Annotated in this window: 18 protein-coding genes; 9 read left to right on the top strand and 9 right to left on the bottom strand. The window is 56.6% G+C overall.

Features of this window, described 5'->3' with window-relative positions; translation table 11 throughout:
- The first annotated feature begins 335 nt into the window (after nucleotides 1–335).
- On the top strand, nucleotides 336–830 hold the full coding sequence (locus KGZ66_04425) for a rubrerythrin family protein (protein ID MBS3984839.1): 495 nt from the start codon (nucleotides 336–338) through the stop codon (nucleotides 828–830).
- A gap of 38 nt (nucleotides 831–868) precedes the next feature.
- Complete coding sequence (locus KGZ66_04420) at nucleotides 869–1,069, top strand: ribbon-helix-helix protein, CopG family (protein ID MBS3984838.1); 201 nt, start codon at nucleotides 869–871, stop codon at nucleotides 1,067–1,069.
- A 43-nt stretch (nucleotides 1,070–1,112) separates the two neighbouring features.
- Here KGZ66_04420 and KGZ66_04415 read toward each other — a convergent pair whose 3' ends face one another.
- From KGZ66_04415 to KGZ66_04405, 3 genes are all read right to left on the bottom strand, one after another.
- The gene (locus KGZ66_04415; protein MBS3984837.1) at nucleotides 1,113–1,451 is read right to left on the bottom strand and encodes a cupin domain-containing protein; all 339 of its coding nucleotides are present in this window, start codon (nucleotides 1,449–1,451) and stop codon (nucleotides 1,113–1,115) included.
- A gap of 218 nt (nucleotides 1,452–1,669) precedes the next feature.
- Nucleotides 1,670–2,575 (bottom strand): DUF4179 domain-containing protein, encoded by a 906-nt coding sequence (locus KGZ66_04410; GenBank protein MBS3984836.1) that lies wholly within the window; start codon nucleotides 2,573–2,575, stop codon nucleotides 1,670–1,672.
- 98 nt (nucleotides 2,576–2,673) lie between these two features.
- Complete coding sequence (locus KGZ66_04405) at nucleotides 2,674–3,192, bottom strand: sigma-70 family RNA polymerase sigma factor (GenBank protein ID MBS3984835.1); 519 nt, start codon at nucleotides 3,190–3,192, stop codon at nucleotides 2,674–2,676.
- A 165-nt stretch (nucleotides 3,193–3,357) separates the two neighbouring features.
- On the opposite strand from KGZ66_04405, the gene KGZ66_04400 reads away from it, so the two are divergent.
- Nucleotides 3,358–4,209: a DegV family protein gene (locus KGZ66_04400; protein MBS3984834.1), complete on the top strand. Its 852-nt coding sequence runs from the start codon at nucleotides 3,358–3,360 to the stop codon at nucleotides 4,207–4,209.
- Here KGZ66_04400 and KGZ66_04395 read toward each other — a convergent pair.
- Nucleotides 4,129–5,331, bottom strand: a complete 1,203-nt coding sequence (locus tag KGZ66_04395) for a YcaQ family DNA glycosylase (GenBank protein ID MBS3984833.1) — start codon at nucleotides 5,329–5,331, stop codon at nucleotides 4,129–4,131. The genes KGZ66_04400 and KGZ66_04395 overlap by 81 nt on opposite strands.
- A gap of 73 nt (nucleotides 5,332–5,404) precedes the next feature.
- Between KGZ66_04395 and KGZ66_04390 the strand changes: the two genes are divergently transcribed.
- From KGZ66_04390 to KGZ66_04380, 3 genes are read left to right on the top strand one after another with little or no spacing between them, the layout of a single operon-like run.
- Complete coding sequence (locus tag KGZ66_04390; protein MBS3984832.1) at nucleotides 5,405–6,526, top strand: RtcB family protein; 1,122 nt, start codon at nucleotides 5,405–5,407, stop codon at nucleotides 6,524–6,526.
- Between the two features lie 35 nt (nucleotides 6,527–6,561).
- A complete protein-coding gene (locus KGZ66_04385) occupies nucleotides 6,562–6,954 on the top strand; it encodes a CoA-binding protein (GenBank protein ID MBS3984831.1) in 393 nt (130 codons plus the stop codon).
- A 54-nt stretch (nucleotides 6,955–7,008) separates the two neighbouring features.
- Entirely contained in the window at nucleotides 7,009–7,866 is an 858-nt protein-coding gene (locus tag KGZ66_04380) for a metallophosphoesterase family protein (GenBank protein ID MBS3984830.1), read from the top strand.
- Here the strand turns inward: KGZ66_04380 and KGZ66_04375 are convergent.
- The 4 genes from KGZ66_04375 to KGZ66_04360 form a co-directional block, all read right to left on the bottom strand.
- Entirely contained in the window at nucleotides 7,798–8,934 is a 1,137-nt protein-coding gene (locus KGZ66_04375) for a dipeptide epimerase (protein MBS3984829.1), read from the bottom strand. The genes KGZ66_04380 and KGZ66_04375 overlap by 69 nt on opposite strands.
- The gene (locus KGZ66_04370; protein MBS3984828.1) at nucleotides 8,931–9,383 is read right to left on the bottom strand and encodes a GNAT family N-acetyltransferase; all 453 of its coding nucleotides are present in this window, start codon (nucleotides 9,381–9,383) and stop codon (nucleotides 8,931–8,933) included. The genes KGZ66_04375 and KGZ66_04370 overlap by 4 nt, the downstream gene beginning before the upstream one ends.
- A 12-nt stretch (nucleotides 9,384–9,395) precedes the next feature.
- The gene (locus KGZ66_04365; protein MBS3984827.1) at nucleotides 9,396–10,688 is read right to left on the bottom strand and encodes an MFS transporter; all 1,293 of its coding nucleotides are present in this window, start codon (nucleotides 10,686–10,688) and stop codon (nucleotides 9,396–9,398) included.
- 99 nt (nucleotides 10,689–10,787) lie between these two features.
- Nucleotides 10,788–11,699 (bottom strand): radical SAM protein, encoded by a 912-nt coding sequence (locus tag KGZ66_04360; protein MBS3984826.1) that lies wholly within the window; start codon nucleotides 11,697–11,699, stop codon nucleotides 10,788–10,790.
- Nucleotides 11,700–11,790: 91 nt separating this feature from the next.
- Here KGZ66_04360 and KGZ66_04355 point away from each other — a divergent pair, with 91 nt between their 5' ends.
- From KGZ66_04355 to KGZ66_04345, 3 genes are all read left to right on the top strand, one after another.
- On the top strand, nucleotides 11,791–13,101 hold the full coding sequence (locus tag KGZ66_04355) for an ABC transporter permease (protein MBS3984825.1): 1,311 nt from the start codon (nucleotides 11,791–11,793) through the stop codon (nucleotides 13,099–13,101).
- On the top strand, nucleotides 13,094–13,789 hold the full coding sequence (locus tag KGZ66_04350; protein MBS3984824.1) for an ABC transporter ATP-binding protein: 696 nt from the start codon (nucleotides 13,094–13,096) through the stop codon (nucleotides 13,787–13,789). The genes KGZ66_04355 and KGZ66_04350 overlap by 8 nt, the downstream gene beginning before the upstream one ends.
- Before the next feature lie 97 nt (nucleotides 13,790–13,886).
- A complete protein-coding gene (locus tag KGZ66_04345; protein MBS3984823.1) occupies nucleotides 13,887–14,759 on the top strand; it encodes a dihydrodipicolinate synthase family protein in 873 nt (290 codons plus the stop codon).
- Here the strand turns inward: KGZ66_04345 and KGZ66_04340 are convergent.
- Nucleotides 14,756–15,751, bottom strand: a complete 996-nt coding sequence (locus tag KGZ66_04340; GenBank protein MBS3984822.1) for an ABC transporter permease — start codon at nucleotides 15,749–15,751, stop codon at nucleotides 14,756–14,758. The genes KGZ66_04345 and KGZ66_04340 overlap by 4 nt on opposite strands.
- Between the last annotated feature and the right edge of the window lie 7 nt (nucleotides 15,752–15,758).

The following is a 15,758-nucleotide window of genomic DNA, read 5'->3' as shown; positions in this document are numbered from 1 at the left end:
CTTTTTGTTTGACAAGAAAGTATTCGCCAGAGGTAGGGGGTTTCCCTTCATATTTCGAATATTATTTCCCTTTTCTTCTGATTTTTGCCTTGGGGTCAATTTTACTGTAGCTAAACGTCCTTGCCCCAAAAACCCTCGCTAACGCTAGGTTGTGCTGGGGTAAAATAAATCTACCACAGCCTCAAAACGCCCTATCTACCGTCCTTTCTGGACATCGCAATTAGGTCTCCCTAGGCCGTTTTTGAACTCTAGGGTCCGCTTCGGCTCAACTTGACTCCTCCCCTACCAGGTGGTAGGATTATGCAGTATCATTTATTGCGTAGGAGGAATTAGCCATGAACGAGAAGACTAAGCTCGACCTCAAAGAAGCATTTGCGGGTGAATCGCAGGCCAACCGCAAGTACCTTGCTTTTGCCGCTAAAGCTGAGGCCGAGGGAAACAAAAACGCCGCCAAGATGTTTCGTGCGGCGGCCGAAGCCGAGACAATTCATGCTCTGGCGCACTTTAAGGCACTTGACGGCGTGCGGTCGACTAAGGAAAACTTAGCTGAGGGCGTGCGCGGGGAGACTGAGGAGTTCACGAGCATGTACCCACCCATGCTAGCTAACGCCGAGGCCCACGGCGAAAAGGCGGCGGCGCGGTCGTTCTCGTATGCTATGCAGGCAGAGAAAGTGCACGCAGAGCTTTACGCTAAGCTCTTGGCGGAATACGATTCGCCTAAGGAGTACACATTCTACCTCTGTTCCGTGTGCGGCAATATTGAACTAGCCCTGCCGGACAAGTGCGCGATTTGCGGCGTCGGGCCAAAGCTATTTAAGATAGTCGAGTAACCCAAACGGAGGAGATGAGAGTAGGGGAGGGATTTGCGGTGGTGCATTCAAGCAAGCTCAAAAAAGCAACCTTTGCTCTGCCCGAGAGTCTGCTTAACAGGCTAAGAACCTTGGTTGAGACAGAGCGCGTCACATCGGTTAACGCGGTGGTGCGGGAAGCCGTGGAGAAGTACGTGACAGATTTTGAGCGAGAGAGTTTCCGCAAGACTGATGTAAGCTCTGTCCCTTTTGCTTCGTAAAAAGCAGCTAGGCCGGGGCCTAGCTGCTTTTGTTGCGGGGGAGTTAAGCGCTTGTTTTGTCGTACAAGATTAGGGCGATATACTCTAGGTCTTCGTCGCCGGCGTTTTCGATAAAGTGCGACTCGCCGTTCTTGGTAAGCAAAGCGTCGCCGGGATAGAGAATCTGCTCTTGGCCGTTGTCGCTGACCTTAGCTACGCCGGATAGGACAAAGTACACTTCGCACTCGCCTTCATGTTTGTGCCAGCCGACAGAACAGCCCGGAGCCAGCGCGCTCTTTGAGAACAACCTGCCTGTGCCGTAAGCATCATTCTGGTGCAGAAAGTGCGTGTTGCGCAGGATTCCTTTGCCGCCAAAACGCTCGGCATGTTCCGTGACCAGCATGTCTATGCGCCTAGTAATCACCCTTGCCACTCTCCCTTTTAAGAATATTTCGCCTGTCTATAAGTTACCACAGATGTGGGCACTGCTCAAGCCACCAGCCGCCAGCCGCCGGCTATGAGCTTTGAGCGGTGAGCCGGGGGCAATCATGAATCCAGAATCGTGAATTATGAACTGAGGGCATTCAGCGGTCAGCACGCAGCTATCAGCGGGATTAGGCGTTAGAAGGCTGTCGCCCTTCGCTTGTCGTCGGTAGCTGGCGGCTGGCGGCTGGTGGCTGGCTTTATGGACCTAGGCAATTGATCTGCTGTGCGCTGCTCGATGTGTAGTTCTAGCCCGATTTGGGCATTGTTAAGCTCGGCGAGCCGTGCTTCGGCTACGGCGCGCGTCGCGTAGAGTCCTTCCTCTGCAAAGTAGAGCCCTTCTGCATCCCTGAGCATTCTCGCTGCTTGGCTGCCGAACTCGAACTTAAGCTGCTCTTCGGCTGAACCTACTGCCTCGCCCCACGGCATGGACGCAGTGCGCAGGGAATACATAGCGGGGAGTGCTGTGGCCGCTTTATCTTCCCGCACCCGGAAGATTATGCGCGCGGGATTCTGTTGCTCCGTCACTTCAACAGACACCGGCTGCTTAAAGGTCACTACAAACCGATGGGCACTGTCGTCTAGCGTGATAAGCCGGTAAATGCTCCCGATAAAGCGCATGCGCGAGAGGTCGGGTAACGACTGTGCGGCCGAGAAGCCGCGCACACCGGACACATGAACAACGATGCTTGCGGGGTGCGTCATGCGCGTTACGGTAAAGTGTCCTACCGTGCCAGCCGGTACGCCGCTTGGTTCGCCTTGGGTCAAGGTAAAGCCCGCGGTGAAATCCACTTGGATGCTTTCATAATCGGCACGCCGCCCTACCGTAATGCGCCTAATATCCTGTCCGTCGGTAATTTCGCCGCCGATGGCTCTGTCACCGACAAACATGAGCAGTCTAACAATGGTCTCGCCGCCCGGCAGGCCGCTGACGTACTCGGCAAACGCGGGCGAGCCGTTTAAGAGCCCGACAAATACTAGTAGCGCTGCGGCAATGGAACTTAGCATCCTAACCAATGACTGACGCCTTCTTTTCTTCTTCATATGACTCGCTCCTCTTAATATGGCTCTGTTAACTCGCGCGTCGAGCTCCGCAGGAATTTGGGTCTCCATGTGCTTCACCCTTAAGTCCTCCATGTTGCTCACTGGAATTCCTCCTTTAGCTCTAGCCTTAAGGTCTTGAGTGCGCCGTGCAAGTGCGTCTTTATCGTCCCTAGCGGACGCTCTAGGACTTGTGCGACCTGTGTTAGTGTAAGGTCTTCGCAATACTTCAGGATAATTACAGCCCGCTGGTTTTCGTCGAGCTTGTCAATTGCCGCGTAAAGGTCGAGTAAGTCGTCAGAACGAAGGCCATGCGGGATAAACGGTGCTACGGACAGGTCGCCAGTGACTGCGACCCGTTGTCTTTGTCGCATGACATTTACGGCCTGATTGATGACTATACGGATTAACCATGTCTTAAAATGCGACGGGTTCTTAAGGCTACGCAGATTTACAAAAGCGCGGTAAACCGACTCGCTCACGATATCTAGCGCGTCTTCGCGGTTTTTGACGTAGCTTAGTGCGATGCGGTAGAGCTGCGCCTGATAAGCCTTGACTAGTTCAGCGAAGGCCGCTTCATCGCCCCTTTGCGCCCTAACAACCAATTGCGCTGTATCCATACTTCGCTCCTTCTCTTTCGTGCGCTCTCACTCCGACCTTCACTAATTAGACACACTAGAAGACAAAACAGTTTTCATGCAAACGAAAGTTTTTGTGCCGGAGCGCAACATTATCCGCGCTAGGCTTCGTCTATCTTACGGTACTACTTTGCAGGAGGGGTTCCCTTGAAACGCATAGCCCTGGTAACAGACAGCACAGCTGACCTGACCCCGGCGCAAGCCAAGCAGCTTAAAGCCACAGTCCGCCCGCTCAACGTCATTTTTGGGGACAAGCTCTATCTCGACGGCGTGGACATTCACCCCGACAAGTTCTACCCGATGTTAGCGGAGGCGAAGCAGCTCCCCACCACCAGCCAACCATCTCCCGGCGAGTTTATTGAGCTTTACGAGAAGCTTTTCGCCGAAGGGTACGACAGCATAGTCTCCGTACATATCTCCGCCGGGCTTAGCGGCACGCACCAGTCTGCCATACAAGCAGCCGAACACCTTAAGCGCGACATCCGCGTGGTGGATTCGCGCTCCATCAGCGTGGGCACCGCCGTGCAGGTAATGGCTGCGTCCGAGGCTATCGCCGCAGGCAAGAGCGCCGACGAGGTTATAAAAGCCATAGACATCTCACGCGCTAACCACGAAGTGGTCTTTACGCTAAACACCCTTGAGTATCTCGCTAAGGGCGGCCGCATCGGCAAGGCCAAGAGCCTCCTCGGTTCATTACTCAACATTAAGCCCATTATTCGCGTGGATGACGGAATATACATCGATGCCGGCAAAGCCCGCAGCCAAAAACAGGCACTCGAGCAGATTGCCAGCCTGTTCCAAGACCTGTCAAAGGGGCGCAAAGCGAAGCGCGCCTGCGTGGGAGTCGGGGCGGCGGATGAGGCCGGGCAATGTCTAAGAGCAAAGCTGCAGCAGATCTTTGGGGTCGAGGTTTCGGTCTCACACGTGGGGCCTGTTGTCGGTGTACACACCGGCCCAGGCACGGTTGGCGCAGCCATCGAGTTTTTCCCGCAGGCCTAGGTATGCGGCTATTTCCGCGGTAGCCGCGGCAATGGCTTCACGTACGCCGCGGGTGTCCTTGTCTAGCCACAGGTTGCTCACGGTAAGCAAACCCTGCGCGCGCTCGGCCTTTAGCTCAAGGCGGCCGACGAACTCCTCGCCTAGAAGTACGGGGAGTACATAATAGCCGTATTGGCGCTTTGCTGCGGGTACGTATACTTCCCAACGGTAGGTAAACCCAAAGATGTCTGTGAGACGGTCGCGGTCCCACGCCAAGTTATCTAACGGCGCAACGAACACCGCGCTCTCCGTCTGCGTAAGCATAGCGGCGCCTAGTTCTGGCACGAGTGAAATGTGGCAGTAGTAGGGCCGCTTTACGCCCTCAATTTGCACGGGCACAACTTTGCCTACGCGCACTAGCTCATGTAGCAGGCGCTTAATCTCCGGTTTTGGTGCTTCCGCCCAGCCAAACCTAAAGAGGCTTGTTTGACTTAGGCCATAGGCGACGAGAAACTTTTCGAGCATGTATTGGCGGTACTCCGCTTCAGTTACTTTTTGCTCTAGCAGGTGGCTAGGCACAACGCGGTGAGGCAGGTCGTAACGCCGATGCTGCCCCTCGCGCGCGGTAATCATCACCTGCCCGGTGTAGTGCAAAGAGTCTAGCGCCGCCTTTTCCGCTTTAGTCCTTTTCTCGCCGCCGTCCCACCAACCTGGAATCTTCTCTCCGCTCGCAAACTCGCGGGAAGTCTTAGCCCCATCGTCGGCCAGCCGCCGCAGCACCCTGTCGGCGGCTTGTTGTTCTTCGGGTGTGGGGCAATACTGCTCCCGTAGCAGGCGCATCTTTACCGCGAAGTAGGGGTACTCCTGCATCGGCAGAACACAAAGGGCGTTACAGAAGTACTCGAAGGCAGCCTTCTTGCCGTAGAGCTCTTCATCTAACATTTCAGGGCGATACCCGGCGACGCGAGTAAAGAGCGCATGGTGGTGGTTGCGCTCAAAGACGTTAATGGGGTCGATTTGGACAGCCCCTAGGTGCAGAATGGCTGCCGCAACACCCTCTTGCCCTGCCCATAGCATTCCCTGCGCCCGGTAGCCCTGACGCCCTATAAGAAAACGGCGAGCTTGTTCGCGGGTTACTTTCAACGCAACGGTCACTTCCCTTCTCTGGTTGCCGCCTAGGCCGGAGCATAATATACTGGTGACAGGAGGTGAGCGGATGATCACGATTAAGGGCGCGTTTAACTCGGCCAAAGTGTTCCTAGACGCTGTTGACGACGGCACTATGCAGCAGCTGCACGAACTATGCAACCAGCCCTTCGTGGAAGGCTTAAAGATTAGGGTTATGCCGGACACTCACGTCGGCATGGGGTGCACGATTGGCACCACGATGACCATTAAAGATAAAGTGGTCCCCGGACACGTAGGGGTAGACATTGGTTGCGGCGTGTTAGCCGCGCGCATCCCGGCAGGGCCTATCGACTTTGCCAAGCTCGACCGCGTCATCCGCGGCAATGTCCCCGCGGGTTTTGACACGCGCCATGCGCCGCACCGCCTAGCAGGGAAAGCCCGCCTCGCTGAGCTTAGATGCGCGGCTCACATTAAGAAAATGAACCGCATCGAGCTAAGCATTGGGTCGTTAGGCGGCGGCAACCACTTTATTGAGGTGGCGCGGTCGGAAGAAGGCGTAAACTACTTAAGTATCCACACGGGTAGCCGCAACTTAGGCACGCAGATCGCCGAGCACTACCAAAACGTAGCGGTACGCGCCCTCGCGCGCAAAAGTCAGGGTGGCGCCAAGGTGCCTAAGTACATGGCCTATGTCGAGGGACCCGACTTAGAAGACTATCTCTGGGATATGACCATTGCGCAAGAGTATGCCGACCTCAACAGAAAAGCCATCGCCGAGGTCATTGCGCGCGGCATGAACTGGGACCTTGCAGATGAGTTTGTTACGACACACAACTTTATCGACGTCAAAGCAGGCATCCTACGCAAAGGCGCAGTCGCAGCCCACAAAGGGCAAGTGCTAATTATCCCGATTAACATGCGCGACGGCAGCATTATTGCCGTAGGCAAAGGTAATCCCGACTGGAACTACTCGGCGCCACACGGCGCCGGGCGCCTGCTTAGCCGTAGCCAAGCTAAGCGCGCCTACTCGCTAGAGGAATACAAGCAGTCCATGGCCGGGATATTTACGACCTCAGTCGACCCAGACACTCTAGACGAAGCCCCCATGGCCTACAAACCCATGCAACAAATCTTAAACTCAATTGGCGAGACGGTCGAAGTGCAGCATATTATAAAGACTGTATACAACTTTAAGGCGGGCGGAGACTAGAACGCGACCCGACCACTAAAGAGGAGGTTGCCAAGGTGAACAAAGACCTATTTCTCGCGCTTAACCACTGGGCAGTTGTCGGCGACGTGTTAAACCCCGAGAAGTTTGCTTATAAAATAGTGCAGAAGCTCTTACGTAAAGGCTACGAGGTAAGCCGCGTTCACCCGCGCGGGGGCGACGGCGTCTATGTCAGCCTAAAGGACCTGCCAAAGCAGCCCGACGTCTTGTGCTTGGTTATTAACCCTAAAACAGGGCTCGAATATGTTACCGAGGCGGCTGGCCTAGGCGTAACGCACGCATGGCTGCAGCCCGGAGCGGATGCCGAAGAAGTAGTTAAACACTGCCAAGGACTCGGCATGCAAGTTGTGCAGAGCTGTGTACTAGTGGAACTTGGGTTGCGTGAAAAAGCCGAGGAGAGCAGGGAATAGTGGCCACGGCTCACCGCAAGCCTAGGCAAAAAGCGGGACTCGGGGAGTGACGTGGTGACGACATGGCCTCTCACGCTAGCGGTGCTCGTGGCAGGCGCGGCCCTGTTGCTCTGGGTGGTGTACGAGACTACTGCGCTCTCAGTCGAATACGTGGAGGTGCCTATCCGTGGGCTACCGGCCGCATTTCAAGGCTTGCGCATGGCACACATTAGCGACCTGCACGGGCGGGCTTTTGCACCGGGCGGGCCCGAGGCTAAAGCGATTCGCGCTGCCAATGTCGACCTAATTGTCGCCACCGGCGATTTCGTGCACCGTAGCGCTGGCGAAGCCGGTAATTTACTGCCGTTTATGCGCGAACTCGTGCAAATGGCGCCGGTCTATGCCGTAAGCGGGAACCACGACCACCGCTCGAACTGGCCGTTTATTGCCGCGCATTTGCGTGCTGCCGGAGTTACTGTGCTAGACAACAGCCATGTGCGCCTGCCTAGAGGCGACCAAGCGATCTATCTGGCGGGGGTCGGCGATATCAGCACGGGGCACGCGAACCTAAGACAAGCGCTACCTAGCGATATAGACGTCGTAACTATTCTCTTGGTGCACGCTCCTACGTGGTTTGAACCCTGGAACAAAAGACATGCGCCGCCTATGCTCGCTCGCGTCGCCTTAGCGCTCGCTGGCCACACCCATGGCGGGCAAGTTAAGCTCCCCTTCCTTGGCGCGGTGACGACCGTCTCCGGCCGCCTCTTTCCGCCTAGCCATGTCCAAGGGCTATCGCGCGAGGGGAAAGGACACCTTTACATTAACCGCGGCCTAGCCCACGGAGCGGGTGGCTTTCGGTTCTTGTCACGGCGAGAGGTTACTATAGTCACCCTGCTCGCTGACGCGCGCGCCACGCAGAGTGAGACTGCCTAAGCGCTCGCTGTCTACCTCGATGCCTAGTCCCGCGCGCTCGTTAAATACTACTTCATCTTTGGCATAAGCAAAATCGCCGATGTCCGCGGCAAAGTGATGCGGGCCAACCATCTCGCTGGCGCTAATCGCAGATAACGCCCTGTGCAAGTGGGCCCCGGCCGCACTGGCGACGCTGGACTCGAGCATAGAGCCGATTTGCACCTTGACACCGGCAATCTCGGCTAAGGCAGCGAGTTTCATGGCGGGCAAGATTCCGCCGCACTTCATAAGTTTGACGTTCACCCAGTCGATGCCGGTGACAGATAAAAGCCGCCACAAGTCGCGCCCGGTGCGTACGCCTTCGTCTACCATGAGCGACATATCCGAGCGCTCGCGGACGCGCTTTAGCCCCTCGTAGTCCCAATGCATTACCGGTTGTTCGACCAGTTCGATATCGTAGCATGATATAGCCTGCATGACCTTTAGCGCGTTATCTGCGGTGGCAAAGCCTTGGTTGGCATCCACCTTGATGCGCGCTTTTTCGCCTAGAATTTCGCGCGCTCTTGCTACGCGCAGAATGTCGTCCGCGGGGTCGCCGCCTAGCTTAAGCTTATAATGCCGGTAGCCTGCTGCCTGGTAAGGGGCAAGCGCACGCGGCATTTCCTCCGGCGGAATAATGCTGATTACCGCCGGGACAGTTACGTCTTGGCTGTGCCCACCAAACAGCTTATAGAGGGGAAGGCCGGCGGCTTTGGCCTTTAGGTCGTGCAGAGCGATGTCGATAGCCGCCTTAGCGGCATAGGCCCCGTGCACGCGCTCCTCGGCAGCGCGGTGAAACGCTTCTAGGTCAAACGCGCTTTGGCCAAGCACTAGCGGTAGGAGTGTGTCGCGCAGCATGGCGAAGGTGCTGCTAATAGTCTCTCCTGTCACGCCTTCATCCGGCACACTTTCTCCATAGCCGACGAGCCCTTCGTCCGTCGTAAGCGTCAGAATAAGCGTAGGCATACTGTGCCAAGTATTGTAGGCGATGATAAATGGCTTCTTTAGCGGCAGGGCTAGCTCGCGTACTTCGGCAGCAATTATCTTCATGCCTCAACCTTCCTTTCCATGTAGTAACGGTCCTGCCCCAGACCATAGCAGTCCCGCTCAAACTTCACATCACTGAAGCCAAGGCGAAAGTACAGCTGCCGCGCCGGGTTATTTGGCTCGACGGTAAGCATAAAGGACCGCGCGCCGCGCTCCTCCATAGCCTGCATTAAGCGGCACGTCAACTCGCGGCCTAGGCCTCGGTTTTGAAACTGCGGCTTTACTGCCGCCGTGAGAATCCACGCGCGCGCCAAGTCGTGTCCGTCGACTGCGCCTAGGCTGTACCCCGCTATCTGGCCGTTTACTTCGGCCAGTAGACACGAAGTGGGGAACAAGTGCGGAATCATCTTGAGAAAATAGTTGCAGTACCCGCAGGCGCCAAACGCAGCTAGTTCAATGTCTTGCAGTGCTTGGTAGTCTTCGCACCTTACCGGTCTAATCGTGTATTCCACTTAGCATCCCTCCTAGAGAGTCGTGTTTGATGGACTTTCTTCGCGACGACTGCTGTCATTCCCTGCCGCACGCGCGCCGCCCCGCCAATAAAGCAAGGTCGTGCAGAGCAGCCCTATGCCGCCGCAGGCCAGGAAGCCGCCCGCAGCGCCGAAGAGGTCGGTCACCGTGCCGGCGAATAGATTCCCAAGCGGCGATGTGCCGCCGTTTAAGAGACTGTGCAGGCTCATCACGCGGCCGCGCAAGTGGTCGGGTGCGGCTACCTGTAAACTCGAGTTAGCGGTAGCGCTGTAGGTGATAAGCCCCCCTCCCAAGAGGAAAACCAGTGCCACAGACGCCCAGTAGCCGGTAACCTGCGACAACAGGATTTGGGTAACAGTCATGGCAAAGGCCCCGCCAAAGAGCAACTGGCGTTTGGGACCAAGGTGTGAAAGATACGCCAGTGAGCCAGCACCACACACCGCGCCTGCTCCCATAAAAGACATTAAGAGCCCGAAGCCAGCCGCGGTCTGCCCTAAGACATCGCGCGCCAGCACGGGAATAAGGATGCTCATGTTCAGCGAAAAGATGCCGATTAAGCCGACTAGGGAGAGAACCTCTAGGACTTGCGGTGTGCGCTGGGCGTAATTCAGCCCTTCCTTAATTTCCCGCAGCATAGAGCGCTCACGCACTTGGCGCGGCGAGCCGTCGATCTGCATAATGAGCAGGGCATAGCAGACAAACAAATAGCTGACGCCATTAAGCAAGAAGGCAAGCCCCGCGCCAAAATGGTGCATGACCAGGCCCCCAATCGCCGGGCCAATAACGCGCGCGCCGTTAAAGATAGCGGAGTTAAGCGATATGGCGTTCATTAAGTCTTTTTTGCCCACCATCTCCACAATAAACGACTGGCGCGTCGGCGTGTCAAAAGCGGTTGCTACACCCTGCCACAGGGCTAAGAGAAGGACATGCCAATACTCCACCCGCCCGGTATAGACGAGTGCCGACAGGATAAGCGCCTGTGCTCCAAGCGAAAGCTGCATGGCCAAGATGAGTTTGCGCTTAGGCAAACGGTCGGCAATCACGCCTGCCACAAGGCTCAGGAGCATAACCGGCAAGAACTGCATCACGCCGATTAGCCCAAGCAAAAACGGCGAGTCTGTCATCTCTAGCACCAGCCAAGCTTGGCTCGCGCGCTGCATCCAAGAGCCGATCAGCGACACGCACTGTCCGGACCAAAACCAACGGAAATTGCGGTGTCTTAGTGCTGCCAGCGGGCTTGCTTTAACATGGCGCTCGCCGTTAGGCATAGTTTCGCTCTTGCTCATAAGTTCCTCTCCCCAAAACACATACGCTAAGCGAAATTATACCCTACAAAAAGACTTTGTTACACCCCCTTTTCTACATGCGCCGAGCGTACGCCCCAGCTATGGCTCGATGGGCCGCAGGCCAAGTTGCTTTGCTAGCTCTTTCGCCGCGCGGACTTCGCTTTGACGTACAGGCTGGTTAAGCGGTGGGTGACGAATAGCTAGGTGCGCTGGGCGATACTGCGCCATGACGTTCACAACAGCGCGCGGCGATATTTCCCGCGCAATAAAATGCAGCACTTCGGCCGTGCCCGTCACATCGTTTGGCATAACGAGGTGCCGAATTAGGAGGCCGCGGTAGGCGAGGCCGCGCTTATCGGTCGCTAAATCCCCGACTTGCCGCTGCATCTCGCGGACCGCCTCCCGCGTGCGGGTGGCGTAGTCGGGGGCAGCGGAATAGAGTCCGCCTGGCTTGTCATCTGCGTACTTAATGTCTGGCATATAGATGTCTACTACGCCGTCAAGGAGTGCTAGCGTTTCCGGCAGTTCGTAGCCGCCGGTGTTGTAGACTAACGGCAGTTTTAAGCCCTGCGAGAGGGCTAAGCGTAGCGCCCCAAGAATCTGGGGTACAAAATGAGTTGGGCTGACGAGGTTAATGTTTGCGCACCCTAGCCGCTCTAGGCTCAACATGACACGGGCAAGCTTTTCGTCCGTTAGGGCGACTCCTACCCCTCCCCAGCTTATCTGCCAGTTCTGGCAGAAGACGCAGCGTAACGTGCAGCCAGCGAAGAAGATTGTGCCGGAGCCGCCCCTTCCTACTAACACAGCCTCTTCGCCAAAGTGTGGTTCGCCGCTGGCGACCACGGACTGCGCCAGCATGCCGCAGAACCCACGCTCCCCCGCTAAACGGTTCACACGGCAGAGGTGCGGGCAGAGTGTGCACGCCGCAAGTAGCGCTTGCGCCGCTTTCGCCCTTTCCAGAAGACGCTGCTCGCCTAGCTCGACATATCGCGCTAACGCGTGGTTGGTCACTTAGATACCCCCAGAAAAAATTCGCTTTTCCCATACTTATGCGACATCTCACGGGTAACATAGATGGTGGAAAGTACATGGAGGTGTGGCTATGCATAACGTTTACCGCGGCGTGCGCAATATTACGCGCAGCAAGGTTCGTACTCTTACCGTAGCCTTACTCATCGGCTTGACCATCTGTCTTAGTATCACCATGATGGCCATCAATGTGGCGGTAGGGGAACAAGTGCAGACGGTGGAAGCCTCAATGGGTAATTTAGTCGAGATTCGTCCGGCAGGTACGTTTGGCGGGTTTGGGCGAGCCGAACCTATGGCTGCCTCGCTGGTTGAAGGCATGTCAGAAGTGCCGCATGTAGTAGAGGTGGCGCCGATGGTTGTTTTTCAACAGATGCGCAGGCCCACCCGCCAGGAAATGAACGACCCGGCGATAGTGGAAGCGCTCCTTCGCGAACGCATGGCTGTTATGGGTATTGTCCCGGGACAGAGATTGCGCTTAATGGGTGGTGGCACTGCCGAAATTACAGCAGGTCGCACTTTTACGGCGGAGGATGCAGGCCAGGACGTTGCCGTCATCGGCAGCGCCATAGCCGAGAACCGTGCGCTTGAGTTAGGCGGCCTAATTACTGTCAACGGCGTCGACATGACCGTAATTGGCATTGCCACGAGCGGGACTCAATTTGGAGACGGCAGCGTATTTTTACCGCTTGACACAGCCCAGCGCGTGCTTGAGATGCCCGACCAGCTGTCCCAGATTTACATCACGGTCGACTCCCTCCCTAATGTGTCGGGCGTCGTGGCGGCGCTCAAGGAAATCGTAGGCGAAAGTGCCGACGTTGTCTCGCAAGGTGAAATGATGCTTGAGCGCGTCAGCCAAGCTATGAACCTCGTGCGGGGCACGACAAACACGGGCTTATGGTTAGCATTCGGCACCACGGGACTCGTCATTAGCGCCACTATGTTCCTCATCATCCGCGAGCGGCAACGTGAAATAGGCGTGCTTAAGGCTCTAGGCTCAAGCAGCGGCGACCTATTGTCCGGATTTGCCTGGGAGAGTGTAAGCTTGGCAGCCATCGGCGCCTTGGTGGGCATCCTGCTGTTCGCGACTGTAGGTCAGTCTCTGGCCACCACGGTTTTAGCCCAGGCCCTGCCGCAAACACAACGCCTAGCCGGCCCGCTGCAAGGCGGCATGCAGGGCGGAATGCAGGCTCTGCGGGGACTCGGTGGGGCGCTTATGCGCGGCGGCGTCTGGCAAGCACAGCTAGGCAATGTCTCTGTCAGTCTGTCTATTGACCTGATGCTCAAAGCTCTAGGTGCGGCGTTAGGGCTTGGCCTACTTGGCGGGTTACTCCCTGCATTGTTCGCACTGCGACTCAAGCCCGCGGAGGTGTTACGCAATGAATAAGGCCGTGGAACTACGCAAAGTAAGCCGGACATATACACTACATGGCAACGTCGTACGCGCATTAGACGAAGTTGACTTGGAAATTCCGGCGGGGATTCTAGCTTCCATCGTCGGCCCAAGTGGCAGCGGAAAGACTACTCTGCTAAACGTCATCGGTGGGCTGGACCGTGCGAGCAGTGGCGAAATCTATCTGCATGGCGAGAGTATGCACAATCTCTCTGAGGCGAGTCTGGTCGCACATCGTCGCAAGCTGCTTGGGTACATTTTCCAGTCGTATAATCTCATCCCGAACCTGTCGGCTGTCGAGAACGTAGAACTGCCGCTCGAGTTCGCGCGATATCCTAAGGCCCAGCGCCGTAAACGCGCTGAGCAATGCTTACAGCTAGCGGAGCTAGGCTCGGGCCGTTATCGCCACCGCCCGGCTCAGCTCTCCGGCGGCGAGCAGCAACGGGTGGCCATAGCGCGGGCTTTAGCTAACGACCCCAAGGTTATTCTAGCAGACGAGCCGACCGGAAACCTAGACCAAAAGACTGGTGGGCAGATTCTTAAGTTATTGCGCAATCTAGTGGACACGGAGCAGCGCACCATCATCCTCATCTCACACGACAGCGAAGTTGCCGGGGCCACGGATTTTACGGCCGAGTTGGCGGATGGCACACTGCGGCGCATAGTGCGGCGCGAACACTAGTCCCCGTCGCGCAGGAATTAGCAGCAAAACGGCGAAGCGATTACAGGAGAGTCGCTTCGCCGTTTGTTTGGCGATAAATCACATAGGAGGTAGAACAATGTACTCTGGTATTTACGCCCCGGTGCCGACCCCTTTTGCGGGAGAAGATATCGCTTGGGACAGGTTTGCGGGAAACGTCGCCAAATGGGGAACAACCTCTCTGTCCGGCTTAGTCGTCGGCGGCAGCAACGGCGAGTTTTGTCTGTTGGAGCGAGAGGAAAAGGCGGAGCTAGTGCGAGTGGCGCGTGAAATGCTGCCGGCGAATTTTCAGGTTATCGCGGGCACGGGCGAAGAATCGACGCAGGGCACGCTGCGCTTGACCCGCGCCTGTGCCGCGGCCGGTGCTGATGCCGCGCTGGTGCTTAACCCCTACTACTACAAGGATACATATTCGGAGGCAGCGCTGAAGCGCTTCTTTCTTACCGTGGCCGAAGCCTCGCCCATACCGGTGCTCCTCTATAACATGCCCAAGAATACGGGGCTTAACTTAAGCGCGAAGTTAGTTATCGAGCTCTCGACGCATCCAAATATCGCCGGGCTAAAGGACAGCTCCGGCAACATCGTGCAAATCGCCGAGATTGTGCAAAACGTGCGAAGCGGGTTCGTTACTCTCGCCGGTTCAGCTAGCTTCTTGCTGGCGTCTTTGACGGTGGGTGCGGTAGGCGGAACGATGGCGCTCGCGAACGTCCTGCCTTTTGAGTGTACAGAAATCGTTAGGCTGTTTAACGCCGGCGATTTGGCGCAAGCAAGAGTGCTGCAGCAGCGCCTCCTCGCGCCAAACCACGCCGTCACGGCGCGCTTTGGCGTCGCCGGCCTAAAGGCCGCCATCGAGCTCTTTGGCTACTACGGCGGCGACCCCCGCCCCCCGCTTTTGCCGCTGACAACCGCAGAACGCCAAGAAGTCGCTAAAGTGTTCGGAGGAACCCCTTAACGTAGTCCACGCGCTATGCGCGGGCGCAGGGAGGCAAAGACGATGCCGGTTATGGCTAGGATAAACGCGCTGTTCTGCAGAACTTGCCCCCACGTCGCCTCACCCAGCAAAATCGCGTTCATGCTGAGGTAGCCCCAGTAAAACGGCGACCAGTAGAGGACAAACTGCCAGCGCTCGGCTAAGAACATCGCCCCCAGCACCGAGGCAAAGACAGGTACAAACACGCCCTTCATGGCGGCAATGCCCGAGATAGGCTCGTCATTGGTGATGCCAATCAGGAAGCCGACGATTAAGCTAATAAACGCTAAGCTCACGATGCTCACTAAGAACATGGCCAGGTTAAAGTCCCTAAACCCTAGGATATAGACAGCTACGCTTCCCCCAAACACGGGCGTAAGAAAGCCAAGCAAGCCCTTGCCCAGGATAAACTCCGTGCGGCTCGCGGGCGTGACGTTCATAGCGCTTAGGGTGTTGCTCATCTTTTCTTCGATGAGGTTAAGCAAGATAAGCATACCACCAAACACTGTCGTCATGATTACCAAGAGGAGCCCCCCTTGGAGAAGCAGAGGCGATACTGCGAACCCTATGTCGCTAACTGCCACAATAACAGGCAAGTCGCCCTCCTCTCTGCCGAGGCGATGCAAGACGTTCCGCAACGCTGCATCCGCGCCGGGCATTTCGTTGCCTTGCGCTATGATTTCTTTCCCCGCCGGCGTAGCCACGACGCCGAGTACATCGTCAATGCGCAACACGCGCTCAACAAGGGCGTCGCGCGTGGGGAACTGCTCGACATGCGCAAAAGTCGCCAGCTCAGCAGCTATCGCCGCGCCGTCCTCGAACACTGCTACCCTAAGCGGACTTGCGGCAACGCCACCGGCAAAGAGGCGCAGAAGTAAAGCGAAAAGCACTGGAGCGAGCATAAGGTAAACTACCAGAAAGTCACGCAGACCGCTTTTTAGGTCGCGCCGCGCAATAGAGAGTATTCGCTTCATGTTCGTC

It is taken from the genome of Selenomonadales bacterium (assembly GCA_018335585.1).
In the GTDB taxonomy this organism is placed as follows: Bacteria; Bacillota; UBA994; order UBA994; family UBA994; genus UBA994.
The sequence above is the reverse complement of the archived record's forward strand: the minus strand, read 5'-3'. Positions and strand labels throughout refer to the sequence as shown.